Consider the following 12,488-nt stretch of genomic DNA (forward strand, 5'->3'; position numbering starts at 1 on the left):
CTTTTACAGGAGACAAACATGACCGCGCCTCGTCCAAATAAGACCAGCATCGGCAATCATGTACTTCATCCAGAAACCCAGATGCTCAATTATGGCTATGATCCTGAACTTTCCGAGGGTGCGGTCAAGCCGCCGGTGTTTCTGACCTCAACATTCGTTTTTAAGACTGCCGAAGACGGGCGCGATTTCTTTGATTTCGTTTCCGGTCGTAAAGAGCCGCCAGCGGGCGTTGGTGCGGGCCTTGTCTATTCACGCTTCAATCACCCCAACAGCGAGATCGTGGAAGATCGCCTTGCTGTCTACGAAGGGACCGAGAGTTGCGCGTTGTTTTCGTCCGGCATGTCGGCAATTGCGACAACCTTGTTTGCTTTCGCGCGTCCCGGGGATGTAATCCTGCATTCTCAGCCGCTTTACGGCGGCACCGAAACATTGCTCGCGAAGACTTTCCATAATTTCAACGTTGCGGCTGTGGCGTTTGCCGATGGTGTGCATGAGACGTTGATTGAAAAGGCCGCTGATGAAGCGACAAACAAGGGGCGCGTCTCGGTCATCTTGATTGAAACGCCCGCCAATCCGACCAACAGTCTGGTCGACATCGCAGCCATCCGGCGCGTTGCCGAGAAGATTGCGGCAAAGCAGGAAGGGCTACGCCCTGTCATCGTTTGCGATAACACTTTGCTGGGCCCTGTTTTCCAGAAGCCGCTCGAACACGGTGCAGATATCTCGCTTTACTCGCTGACGAAATATGTCGGCGGTCATTCCGATCTGATTGCTGGCGCTGTTCTCGGTGCCAAGGCCGTGGTCAAACAGGTGAAGGCGTTGCGTGGGGCGATTGGAACGCAGCTTGATCCGCATTCCTGCTGGATGCTTGGGCGCTCGCTTGAAACCCTCGGCATTCGTATGGATCGTGCTGACAAGAATGCGCTTGCAACCGCTGAGTTCTTGCGCGAGCACCCGAAAGTCGAGAAGCTGCATTATCTGCCGTTTTCAGATGAAGCATCCGCTGTCGGACAATTGTTCAAACGCCAGTGCACAGGTGCAGGCTCCACCTTCTCATTCGATATCAAAGGGGGGCAGGCGGCAGCTTTCCGTTTCCTGAATGCTTTGCAGATCATCAAACTCGCTGTCAGCCTTGGTGGAACAGAATCGCTGGCAAGCCACCCGGCAGCCATGACGCATTCAGGTGTTCCGATTGAGGTGCGTGAGAAGATCGGTGTGCTTGAATCGACGATCCGTCTGTCGATTGGCATTGAGCATCCGGATGATTTGATTGCAGATCTCGCACAGGCGCTGGAAGCAGCGTGAATAATGGGTGGTGGGACAAATGGTGCGGGTGGTCGGAATCGAACCGACACTCCTTGCGGAACCGGATTTTGAGTCCGGCGCGTCTACCAGTTCCACCACACCCGCACACGACTGCCAATGCAGTCTGACATGGTCCAAAAACGGACAGCGGGGAGGGATATACCGGCTAAACGAAACAAGGTCAATCGCCCTCAAGCTGCTTGACCGATTATACTTTCAAGTTAAGCCGCGAAGTCGGCGAGACAGGCGATTTGGCTTGAACAAAGCGCTCACCCGTCAGTCCAAAAGACCTTTTCAAAGCTGTTTAGAGTGCCGTGCGCTCTCTTGGGTGGACAAAGCAAGCTCCTAATTACTGAGTCTACGCATCGTTCTTTCCAAAAATCTAATCCGATTTTTGGGCCGATGCTTAGAGCAAAATCCGGACTGAGTGAAACTGGGATCTACAAGATTGTGATTCTGGTAAAAGACCTGAGCGCATATCCCGAAAGGTGTAGAGCGCCTAAGCGGGATCAGACAAAACACAAATTAAACCAGATCTGGGAGCGCAGATCTCAGTCAGTCAAATCGGAATACTCTCTACATCATAATTCCTTAAACTTGAATCAGTTTAAGGTAAAATTATGCTGTAAATATAAAGTATTAGAGCGACCTTTGTGCGCCCAAGAGGGCGCACGGCGCTCTAGAGCGTGTAGCGCATAATCGCACCCATGGCGCTCGTCCTGAATCCCTTTAATTGTCGCATGTTCGCTAACGCTAAATGTGTCCATTTAGCTGTGGCATGCGTTAGCCTCAGCGGCGCAGATTGTACTCGACGATATTCCAGCAGACCAGAAAGGCAATAAATCCGAGCACTATCAGGTCGAGGGTTTTCAGATAAGTGAGATATTCAAACATAGCGCATCTCCTTCCCAAGGGAGGCGCTTTGGTGTTTGTGAGCGGCGAAAGATGGTCGTGTTTATCGGTTTACTTAATCGCAATTGAGTAAAACTCAATGCCAAGCAAATCAGACCCTCATTTTTCGCCTGCCAATTTTGATTTCAGGCGCTCTCCCAAAAACAATGATAGCACAGCTTCCGATTATCTCAAGTAATCGCATCTTTTTTCTTTTGTCTTGGCTACCTGTTATTTGCGCTCGGTAAAGTTGCGGATGCGATTTCGGATAATGCGCGTGAGATTGCGCGTCCGCTGATAGAGGTGGATTTGCGATGCTGCCTGCCGAACATTCTTGTCAGCTCCCGGGCGAAGACCAACCACCAGAGTTTCAATGGTTTCGTGTTCTTTAAACAGACGGGACATAACCGGATGATCAGGCACAGCGCACGAATCCGTGCGTGTGATGTTCGTATCCTCAAGATGATTTTTAACCACCTCAATCATTAACAACATGCCCGGTGAATAGGTTTGAAGCGTTTCGTCATAGGCTGTTTTCCAGGTCCATGCTTCGCCTGAGACAGTGAAAACAATCAGGATGGCTACCACACGGCCAGCGAGTTCCAATGTGTGGATGCGAACGCAGTCGCGCTCTGCAAGATTGTTGACGGCTTCACGGGCAAAGGCCGCGCGAAAGCGGTCAACAGCCATGGCAGTTCCACGTCGGCCTTTCCAGCCACTGGCTTCCAATGTCAGGAAATGCTCGAACGCATGGCGGACTTCATCTGGCGTTCTTGCAATACGGTGTGCGAGTTCGCCTTTTTCTGCAAGGCGGCGCCATAGACGACTATATTCGCGACGATGATGCGCACCGATAGCCTGCTTGACGTAGTCTTCCCCATCCAGGTTGCTTTCCAGGAACGGACGCTCTTTCTGCTCGATTGAAACGATGGGCAATTGTCGACCCACCGCTACCGAGCGGATTAGTTTTGCGACCGAACCATTGGCCCGCATTTCGGGAAGCACCAGGACTTCCGGCATTTTGATATGATCGCGTGCAAGAATATCGAACAGGTCTTCCAGAACGCCAACGGGGTCATCATGGTCGATAAGCGGCGTGCCCTGCGGACCAAATGGCGTTGCCCAGGCACGAATGACAGGTGCAGAAAGCGGTAGCCCGGGGCGCTCGATGGTGTAGGGCATGACGAAACGCAGCCGGCTACGAACTTCGTTTTCATCGCGCATGACCATGAAGCGCACTTCGCGGTCCTCCAGACGCGGCATGGCCGGGGCGAGAAAACGTGCGTTGAAAAAGATGTTCGGCTCAATCGTGCGATTGCTCAGGTGGTCAAGCTCGTCACGCAATTCAAAGCCTGCCGATGCACCGTAGATTGCAAGCTTGCGTGGGATATCGCGGCTATGCAGGCTTTCCTCCAGTCGTTTAGTCGCATCCATAGCTGGCAGATTTTCGGACAATTGCGAAATGATGCGGGCTGTGTGTCCGCCTGCGGATTCTTCAAGCAAAGGTTTCGCGGCCATTACAAGGTCTCCTCAGAGCTATTGCTGCGGGCATCTCGGGTGCGCTTTTGGGGAATAAGAATAAACATCGTAATCTGCATGGTGCGGTGCACAGCGGTTGAAAGCAGAACCGCCTCAAGCAGCATCGAGATGGCTGTCGAGAAGGCGGCTCCCATCAGACCAAAGCGCGGAATGAGAATAAGGTTGAGCGCGACGTTAACGGCAAGCGTCACTGCATAGAGCAGAGCACAGATATTCTGCTTGCCAGACATGTTGAGCAGGCTTTCGGCAGGTCCGACGCTTGCGCGTGCAATCACGCCGATGATCAGAATGAACAAAAGCGGATAGCCTAGCGTGAAGGCGCTGCCGAAGAGCATCAACAGCGGATAGCCCATGGCAAGGATGACAATGCCGAGAAACAATGTCGGCCAGAAGGTCCAGCGGGTCGATGCTTCAGCAAAGGCTGCAAATTCCGCACGGTCGCCGCTGTGCAGCAGATCAGAATAGCGTTGTGCGACGCTTGCCTTGACCGCGAAATAAACAAAATGGGCCAGCGCCATGATTTTTGTTGTCGCGAAATAGATCGCCACATGCTGCGGGTCCATGATGTGGCCAACCATTAGCACATCGACATTGATCAGAAGGAAGAAAAAACCTTCGACAAAGAAAATCGGCAGGGCAACTTTCATCCATGCCGCCAAATGGATCTCCTTTGGTCCATATGAGATATCTTTTGCAAGTGACCGATCAAGGGTCAGCAATTGCCCGATCGTGGTCACCCAGGTTGCGGCGATGGAAACAGCGAGTGCATTTGTAGCAGTTGATGGCAATCCTGCGGCGTGAGCTGCAATCATGAAAATGAGAACGAGCAGCGGACGGATGATATAGCTCGGCGTCAGTGCCAACATGATCCATGTACGCGACCGGGCAATGCCATCGAGCATATCGCCAAGCGCAATCATTGGCAGGCACACGAAGCCGAGAATGAACGGAATGAGATAATAGCTCTCGATACGGTCTTTCAGGAGTGCCAACAGCACGACGCCTAACAAGGCGATCGCGGTTGCTGATCCGAGCGCGAAAAGCCGTCCGGTATAAAGAATGCCGCGTAGCGGATTAAGCAGGTTGCGCTGAATATATTCAGGCACATAGCGGATGATTGTTGTATGCAATCCGAAACAGGCGAGATCACCGATAATGATCATGGTTAGCCAGACGAGAACGAAAATGCCATACTGGAATTCACCCATCCAGCGGGCGAGGATAACCTGTGAAAGCAGAGCTATTGCCGCACTTGCTGCACGCACAGAAAAGGCCAGCAGCGACGAGCGCTGGGCACTTGCCTGCGGGCCTGCTCCCATTAAGACAGCATCAACCCGCTCCGTCATGGGACGAAGTCTGGCTGCGATCTTGCCAGGCAAAAACTGGCTCGCTGCTCTCGTTGCCGAAAAACCCACTCGTTGCCAACCCTGTTTATCGCGGAGCTTAAAGCGCGTCGCGTTTTAGGTCTTTGTTCTTACCGCGGCTCCAGTTAAGACTGAATCGTTGGAACCGCAGTAACTATTTGTTTTTACGCATTATCCTACGCAAAACCGCTTCGCACTTTTTGCTGGAAATGCTTAAAGCATGTCGTTATCGGAAAACCGGATCCCAATTTCCCGCGACAGGCTTTAGTTCAAGGCTCCGCTATTTTTTCTGATCTTCTTAAGGACCATCTTTTATACGCATCCGAAACTGTTTCGGTTTTGCAATGGCTGATCATTAGATGGCAGTTCTTTAAAAAGGTAAAAAGAAAAGATCTTTGCTGTCAAAGCGGAGCCAAATTGAAAGAGATGGTAATTACTTTCTGAAGATATCAGTTTTTAAGCAATTGCTGAAATTGAAGTGTATGGCGATCTATGTCTTCTTCACTCGTTTCTGATGTGTCGCTTTGATGTTTAAAATATGCGGGCAGCGGCACCAAGTGTACAAAGAAAAACCCCGGCGATTTCACGCCGGGGTTTTGTATGAGACAACACTTTTCGGTATGCGCTTAATCAAACGCTCCGTGGCAGTGCTTGTACTTCTTTCCTGATCCGCAAGGGCAGGATTCATTACGGCTGACCTTACCCCATGTCGTCGGATCTGCCGGGTCACGCTCGCCAGCCGGGATGACACGTTCATCCTGCTGATGCTCTGCCCATGCGTTCTCATCAAAGTCATTCTCGCCGGTGGTGCCGTCGATATGGCGACCGGTCATTGGCGGAAGCTCCGGCTCTGGTGGAGCTTCACGAACGATTTCAACGCGCGAGAGCTGTGTTATGACCACTTCACGTAAATTCGCGAGCATGGACTGGAACAGCTCAAAGCCTTCCGTCTTGTACTCGTTGAGCGGATCGCGCTGAGCATAGCCACGGAAGCCGACAACCGAACGCAGATGGTCGAGATTGACCAGATGTTCGCGCCACAGATTGTCGAGCGACTGCATGATCACCGACTTTTCGATGTAAGTCATGATCTGCGGGCCGAAGCGCTCTGCCTTCTCGGCAGCGGCCTTGTCGGCAGCTTCCTTGATGCGGGCTTCAAACTCTTCTTCGGCGATGCCTTCTTCCTTGGCCCAATCTTCAATCGGCAGGACAAGGTTGAGCTTGGTAAGAACGTCGTCTTTCAGGCCCGCAATGTCCCACTTTTCAGCGTAAGCATCTTTAGGGATGCGCAGAGTGACCATGTCCTCTATGACCTCATGGCGCATTTCCGCCACGGTCTCAGTCAGGTCTTCTTCGTCCATCATTTCAAGGCGCTGCTCGAAGATCACCTTACGCTGATCGTTCATGACGTCGTCGTACTTGAGCAGATTCTTGCGGATTTCGAAGTTACGCGCCTCAACCTTGGTCTGCGCCTTTTCAAGCGCCTTGTTGATCCATGGGTGGACGATGGCTTCGTCTTCCTTGAGGCCGAGCTTCTGCAGCATGCCGTCCATACGGTCGGAGCCGAAGATGCGCATCAGATCATCCTGAAGCGACAGGAAGAATTTCGAACGGCCCGGATCGCCCTGACGACCGGAACGGCCACGCAGCTGGTTGTCGATACGGCGGCTTTCGTGACGTTCGGTCGCCAGAACGTAAAGGCCACCGGCAGCGAGAGCTTTTTCTTTCAGCCGCGCGATATCAGCCTTGATCTCGGTGATCTTCGCATCGCGCTCTGGGCCTTCAGGCACATCCGAAAGCTCTTCACGCACGCGCATTTCAAGGTTGCCACCGAGCTGGATATCCGTACCTCGACCCGCCATGTTGGTGGCGATGGTCACGGCACCCGGCACGCCAGCTTGCGCGATGATGAAAGCTTCCTGCTCGTGGTAGCGGGCGTTGAGGACCTGGAAGTCCTTCACACCTTCCTTGCGCAGACGCTCAGCCAGAAGCTCTGACTTTTCAATCGAGGTTGTGCCGACGAGGACCGGCTGTCCCTTTGCATGCGATGCGTGAATGTCCTTGACGATGGCTTTGTATTTTTCTTCGACCGTGCGATAGACTTCATCGTCTTCGTCAATACGCTTGACGGGAAGATTGGTCGGAATTTCCAGAACTTCGAGACCGTAAATATTGCCGAACTCTTCCGCTTCCGTTGCAGCCGTACCGGTCATGCCGGAGAGCTTGGTATACATGCGGAAATAGTTCTGGAAAGTGATCGAAGCCAGTGTCTGGTTTTCAGGCTGGATCGTAACCTTTTCCTTCGCTTCCAGTGCCTGATGGAGACCTTCCGAATAACGGCGGCCCGGCATCATGCGCCCAGTAAACTCGTCAATGATGACGATTTCGTCATTGCGGACGATATAGTCTTTGTCGCGCTGGAACAATTTATGCGCCCGCAGCGCGTTGTTCAGGTGATGGACGATCGCGACATTCTCGATGTCGTACAGGCTTTCGCCTTTCAGATGTCCCGCAGCGTCGAGAAGCTGCTCGACCTTTTCGGTGCCGACTTCGGTGAAGATGGCTGTCTTCTGCTTCTCGTCGATCTCAAAATCTTCCGGCTCAAGGGCTGGAATGAAAGTGTCGATGAGGTTGTAGAAGTCGGAGCGATCTTCGAGCGGGCCGGAAATGATCAGCGGCGTACGCGCTTCGTCAATGAGGATCGAATCCACTTCGTCGACGATGGCGTAGTTGTGACCGCGCTGTACCATCTGGCCGCGCTCATACTTCATATTATCGCGCAGATAATCGAAGCCGAGCTCGTTATTGGTGCCGTAGGTAATGTCGCAGCCGTAAGCGGCTTGCCGCTCGTTGTCATCAAGGCCGTGCTTGATGACGCCCACGGTGAGACCGAGGAAGTTATAAACCTTGCCCATGGTTTCGGCATCGCGGCTGGCGAGGTAATCATTGACCGTCACCACATGCACGCCCTTGCCTTCAAGCGCGTTGAGGTAAACAGGCAGCGTCGCCATCAGCGTCTTGCCTTCACCCGTGCGCATTTCAGCAATGCCGCGTTCATGCAGGACCATGCCGCCGATCAGCTGTACGTCGAAAGGACGCATACCGAGCACGCGCTTGGCGGCTTCACGCGCCGTTGCAAAAGCGTCCGGCAGCAGGTCGTCGAGCTTCTTGCCTTCTGCGAGTGCTGCGCGAAATTCCGCAGTCTTCGCCTGAAGCTCTTCGTCGGTGATTCCTTCGTAATTCTTCTCAAGCGCAGTAATCTGTTCCGCACGAGCCCGCAGTGATTTCACTTGGCGGTCGTTGGATGAACCAAATATCTTGCGGGCGAGGCCGCCAAAGCTGACCATTCCTGGTCCTTTCCTGTCCGTTCAGCCGGAAGCGCTTCCGGCAATGTCGAATGCTTTATTCACGCGTATTGAAACAAATGCAAGAAAACTGCGCTTTAAAAGCCGCCAGATACGGCGCATTTTTCGCGTAATTCCCCCGGTCGCTTACTGGACGACAAGTCGAAGGACAGATAAGAGGGGCTTCAAGCGATGTCAACGTTGCTCGACAGGCCGGAAATCCTGTCTTTTATAGCGGAGAACAGTCCTCCCGGGCCAAATTCCGCCGCATTCATGGGGCCGGTAGGCGGTCTCGAAGGAGAGAATCTCATATGAAAGCCATTCTCAAAGCCCCGTACCGCAAGGCTCTTGCCATTCTTGCCACGTCTGTTGCACTGGCAGGTTTTTCGGGCACCGTTGTCTTTGCGCAGGATGCTGCACCAAAGCCAGCTGAAGCCACCCAGTCCGAAGCAACACAGTCTGCAGCTGCTTCCGAAGACCCTGCAAAGGTTCTTGCGACTGTAAACGGTAAAGATATCACCGTAGGTGAAGTTGATCAGGCCGCTGGTGATCTTGATCCGCAATTTGCACGCCTTCCGGCTGAACAGCGCCGTCTGGCCGCTCTCGCAGCTCTCATCGACATCAAGGCGATGGCTGATGAAGCCGCGAAGGAAAAGCTCGATCAGAGCGATGAATTCAAAAGCCGTATGGAATTCCTGCGTGAACGCGCACTCCATAACGAATATTTCAAGGATGCGGTTGTCGACAAGATTTCTGACGCCGATGTTCGTGCGCGTTACGACAAGGAAATCGCAGCTATTCCGCCGCAGGTCGAAGTGCGTGCACGTCACATTCTTGTGAAGACCAAGGAAGAAGCTGAAGCGATCATCAAGAAGCTCGAAGGTGGCGCGAAGTTTGAAGATCTCGCCAAGGAAAGCTCGACCGATGGCACTGCTGCTAATGGCGGCGATCTCGGTTACTTCTCCGAAGGACAGATGGTTCCGGAATTCGAAAAAGCAGCTTTTGCATTGAAGCCAGGTGAATATACCAAGGAACCAGTGCAGTCGCAGTTTGGTTTCCACGTGATCCAGCTAGAAGATCGCCGTACAAAACAGCCACCAGCATTCGATCAGGTTTCTGAGCAGATCCGTTCGATCATCATGCGTGAGCGTTATGTCGAAATGGTCAAGAAGCTGCGCGATGGCATGAAGATCGAATATAAGGATCCGGCTGTCGATAAAGCCATGAAAGAAGCCGCAGCGGCACAGGAACAAGGCGATGAGGGCGATGCCCCAGCCGCTACCCAGCCGCAGCAGTAAGCCTTGAAAGAAATACAAACGCCCCGGATTTCCGGGGCGTTTTTCATTGTCGCTCAGAGCGTTTCAATTTTCCCTGTATCAGGGGAAACGCTCCAAATATTTGCTTTGGCGCGCATCTTGTCCAAAAACCGCTTCGCACTTTTCGGGATGCGCTCCAGTTAATACTTGATTTTACGCCGCAAACATTTCCAATGCGCCAGAATCAAATCGCATCTCTTCAGAGGCAATCATGTCCGCTTCCGTATCACCGCTCGCCCCTAAACATTATCCATCCATGCCGGTTATTCACGGTGTGCGCATTGCAACCGCCGCTGCCGGTATCAAGTATAAGGGCCGCACGGATGTCATGCTGATGGTGTTCGACAAACCAGCAGAAGTGGCAGGCGTTTTCACGCGTTCGCTCTGCCCGTCAGCGCCGGTTGATTTCTGCCGTGGCAATCTCGCACACGGCAAGGCGCGCGCAGTCGTGGTCAATTCGGGCAATGCCAATGCTTTTACCGGTCTCAAGGGCCGAGCAGCTACGGAAGCAACGGCTCAAGCGGCAGCCAAAGCTGTGGGCTGCAATACGACCGATGTGTTTCTTGCCTCTACCGGTGTTATCGGCGAGCCGCTGGATGCGTCCAAGTTCTCCGGACTTCTCGACGATATGGCGAAATCTGCCAGCGACGATTTCTGGACAGAAGCAGCTAAAGCCATCATGACGACCGACACTTATCCGAAAGTGGCGACCGAAACGGTGTTGCTCGGTCAGGTTCCGGTCACGATCAATGGGATTTCCAAGGGCGCGGGCATGATCGCGCCTGATATGGCGACCATGCTTTCATTCGTCGTCACCGATGCACCGATCAAGTCGGATGTCCTGCAAAGCTTGTTGTCGAAGGGCGTCGGCTCGACATTCAATGCAGTCACAGTCGATAGCGATACCTCCACATCCGACACGCTGATGTTGTTTGCAACGGGTTCCGCTGCTGAACGCGGCGCACCTGAAATTACAGACGCCTCAGACAAGCGCCTTGGCGAATTCAAGAAGGCATTGGCACGTGTTCTTAAATCTCTGGCGCTTCAGGTCGTGCGGGATGGCGAAGGTGCGCGCAAGATGGTCGAAGTCGAAGTGACTGGCGCAAAATCCGCAGCTTCCGCCAAGAAAATCGCGCTTTCCATTGCCAATTCACCGCTGGTCAAGACCGCCGTTGCCGGTGAAGACGCCAATTGGGGCCGTGTGGTCATGGCTGTCGGCAAAGCCGGAGAACCGGCTGATCGCGATCTGTTGGCAATCTGGTTCGGCGATATTCGTGTTGCATATCAGGGCGAACGCGACCCGGCCTATTCCGAAGAGGCAACCTCGACCTATATGCAAGGCGAGGATATCCTCATCCGAGTTGATCTCGGGATCGGTAGCGGCAAAGCAACGGTTTGGACCTGCGATCTGACAAAAGAATATGTGGCTATTAATGGCGACTACAGAAGCTGAGTTTACGGAGTTGACTGTGACAAAGCCCGGTTCCGCGCAAAATCTAGCTATCGTTCGCCAGCTTGAGGCCGTGGGCTTTCGTGCGTGGCCTGCGACATCCGTTCATTATGACGGGACATGGGCGATACGCATGACGGCTGCACATCCTTCAAAGCGCCTCAACTCGGTCAATCCGCTCGATCCGGGTGATACGCGTGATATTCCGGCGCGTATCGAACTGGCTTCACAGCGCTTTCGCGCTTACGGACGTGTGCCATGTTTCCGGCTTTCGCCGCTCGCGCCGGTCGAACTTGAAGATTATCTCGAAGGTCTGGGATGGAAGCGTCAGGACGAAACCATCGTCATGACCTCCAATCTGGAAGAGCTGGATCTGTCGCAGGAACGGGATCAGATACCTCTCAAAGATATCGGGCGGTTTGTCGAGGCATCCGTGGCGATCCACGGACGCCCCAAAGAACTTCGTCCGGGGTTCTCTGAGCTGCTCGACGGCATTCGTCCCAACAAGGGCATGTTTGTTCTCGAAGATGGCGGACGCGCTGTTTCCAATGTGCTTTGTGTGCAGGACGGTGTTATGGCCGGTCTTTTCGATGTAGGCACATTGCCCGATGCCCGTCGCAATGGATATGGGCGCGCCATAATCGGGTCAACGCTTAAATGGGCCGCGAGCCTCGGTGCTAAAAAGGCATGGCTTCAGATTGAAGCGGACAATGTGGCGGGGCTTGCGCTTTACAAGCGCTTTGGCTTTGAGGAAGCCTATCGTTACGCTTACCGGGAGAGCAATGAAAAATGAGTGAGAGTAAATCCCGCCGTATCGTGCTGGTTGCGGCCTGCGCGCTTGTGGATGCTGATGGACGCGTTCTTCTGGCGCAACGGCCGGAAGGAAAATCGCTTGCCGGTCTCTGGGAGTTTCCCGGTGGCAAGGTTGAACAGGGTGAAACTCCCGAAGAAACACTGATCCGCGAGTTGCAGGAAGAAGTTGGCATTACGACAAAGGTAGCGTGTCTTGCACCGCTGACCTTTGCCAGCCACACCTATGACGACTTTCATTTGCTGATGCCACTGTATGTCTGCCGCCGGTTTGAGGGCGTTGCACAGGGGCTGGAAGGACAGGCGCTGAAATGGGTCCGGCCAAAGGATATGCGGGACTATCCGATGCCACCTGCCGATGAGCCGCTGATACCGTTTTTGATCGATCTTTTATGAGCTGTGGAAAGTCTAAAAATAGCTGACAATTCCTTACGATTTACAGCCCGCGTTAATCGATGATTCACTCCAC

8 protein-coding genes and 1 tRNA gene are annotated in these 12,488 nt (G+C 53.4%); 5 read left to right on the forward strand and 4 right to left on the reverse strand.

The features are described from left to right. Positions 1–18 precede the first annotated feature (18 nt). A complete protein-coding gene (locus tag QBD00_RS06650; RefSeq protein ID WP_318578965.1) occupies positions 19–1,305 on the forward strand; it encodes a cystathionine gamma-synthase family protein in 1,287 nt (428 codons plus the stop codon). Positions 1,306–1,325: 20 nt separating this feature from the next. Here QBD00_RS06650 and QBD00_RS06655 read toward each other — a convergent pair. From QBD00_RS06655 to secA, 4 genes are all read right to left on the reverse strand, one after another. After that, positions 1,326–1,410, reverse strand: a tRNA-Leu gene (locus tag QBD00_RS06655). A 1,017-nt stretch (positions 1,411–2,427) separates the two neighbouring features. Continuing rightward, positions 2,428–3,714 (reverse strand): type IV secretion system effector crotonyl transferase BspF, encoded by a 1,287-nt coding sequence (gene bspF, locus QBD00_RS06660; RefSeq protein ID WP_318578966.1) that lies wholly within the window; start codon positions 3,712–3,714, stop codon positions 2,428–2,430. After that, on the reverse strand, positions 3,714–5,081 hold the full coding sequence (locus tag QBD00_RS06665; protein WP_412534996.1) for a lipopolysaccharide biosynthesis protein: 1,368 nt from the start codon (positions 5,079–5,081) through the stop codon (positions 3,714–3,716). The genes bspF and QBD00_RS06665 overlap by 1 nt, the downstream gene beginning before the upstream one ends. 644 nt (positions 5,082–5,725) lie before the next feature. Beyond that, positions 5,726–8,446, reverse strand: coding sequence for a preprotein translocase subunit SecA (secA, locus tag QBD00_RS06670; RefSeq protein WP_318578968.1), 2,721 nt, complete (start codon positions 8,444–8,446; stop codon positions 5,726–5,728). Between the two features lie 308 nt (positions 8,447–8,754). Between secA and QBD00_RS06675 the strand changes: the two genes are divergently transcribed. From QBD00_RS06675 to mutT, 4 genes are all read left to right on the forward strand, one after another. Continuing rightward, complete coding sequence (locus QBD00_RS06675) at positions 8,755–9,741, forward strand: peptidylprolyl isomerase (protein ID WP_095447998.1); 987 nt, start codon at positions 8,755–8,757, stop codon at positions 9,739–9,741. Between the two features lie 229 nt (positions 9,742–9,970). Beyond that, a complete protein-coding gene (gene argJ, locus QBD00_RS06680; RefSeq protein ID WP_318578969.1) occupies positions 9,971–11,212 on the forward strand; it encodes a bifunctional glutamate N-acetyltransferase/amino-acid acetyltransferase ArgJ in 1,242 nt (413 codons plus the stop codon). After that, positions 11,193–12,002, forward strand: a complete 810-nt coding sequence (locus QBD00_RS06685) for a GNAT family N-acetyltransferase (protein WP_318578970.1) — start codon at positions 11,193–11,195, stop codon at positions 12,000–12,002. Before argJ ends, QBD00_RS06685 begins: the two co-directional genes overlap by 20 nt. Further along, positions 11,999–12,415, forward strand: coding sequence for an 8-oxo-dGTP diphosphatase MutT (gene mutT, locus QBD00_RS06690; protein WP_095447547.1), 417 nt, complete (start codon positions 11,999–12,001; stop codon positions 12,413–12,415). Before QBD00_RS06685 ends, mutT begins: the two co-directional genes overlap by 4 nt. Positions 12,416–12,488: the final 73 nt, after the last annotated feature.

The sequence above is a fragment of the Ochrobactrum sp. AN78 genome, assembly GCF_029909885.1.
Taxonomy (GTDB): Bacteria; Pseudomonadota; Alphaproteobacteria; order Rhizobiales; family Rhizobiaceae; genus Brucella; species Brucella quorumnocens.

What these genes read in the sequence shown, in the direction of transcription:
- argJ (WP_318578969.1), top strand. Translation starts at nt 9,971, where the DNA reads ATGTCCGCTTCCGTATCACCGCTCGCCCCTAAACATTATCCATCCATG.
- QBD00_RS06650 (WP_318578965.1), top strand. Translation starts at nt 19, where the DNA reads ATGACCGCGCCTCGTCCAAATAAGACCAGCATCGGCAATCATGTACTT.
- QBD00_RS06665 (WP_412534996.1), bottom strand. Translation starts at nt 5,081, where the DNA reads ATGACGGAGCGGGTTGATGCTGTCTTAATGGGAGCAGGCCCGCAGGCA.
- QBD00_RS06685 (WP_318578970.1), top strand. Translation starts at nt 11,193, where the DNA reads ATGGCGACTACAGAAGCTGAGTTTACGGAGTTGACTGTGACAAAGCCC.
- bspF (WP_318578966.1), bottom strand. Translation starts at nt 3,714, where the DNA reads ATGGCCGCGAAACCTTTGCTTGAAGAATCCGCAGGCGGACACACAGCC.
- QBD00_RS06675 (WP_095447998.1), top strand. Translation starts at nt 8,755, where the DNA reads ATGAAAGCCATTCTCAAAGCCCCGTACCGCAAGGCTCTTGCCATTCTT.
- secA (WP_318578968.1), bottom strand. Translation starts at nt 8,446, where the DNA reads ATGGTCAGCTTTGGCGGCCTCGCCCGCAAGATATTTGGTTCATCCAAC.
- mutT (WP_095447547.1), top strand. Translation starts at nt 11,999, where the DNA reads ATGAGTGAGAGTAAATCCCGCCGTATCGTGCTGGTTGCGGCCTGCGCG.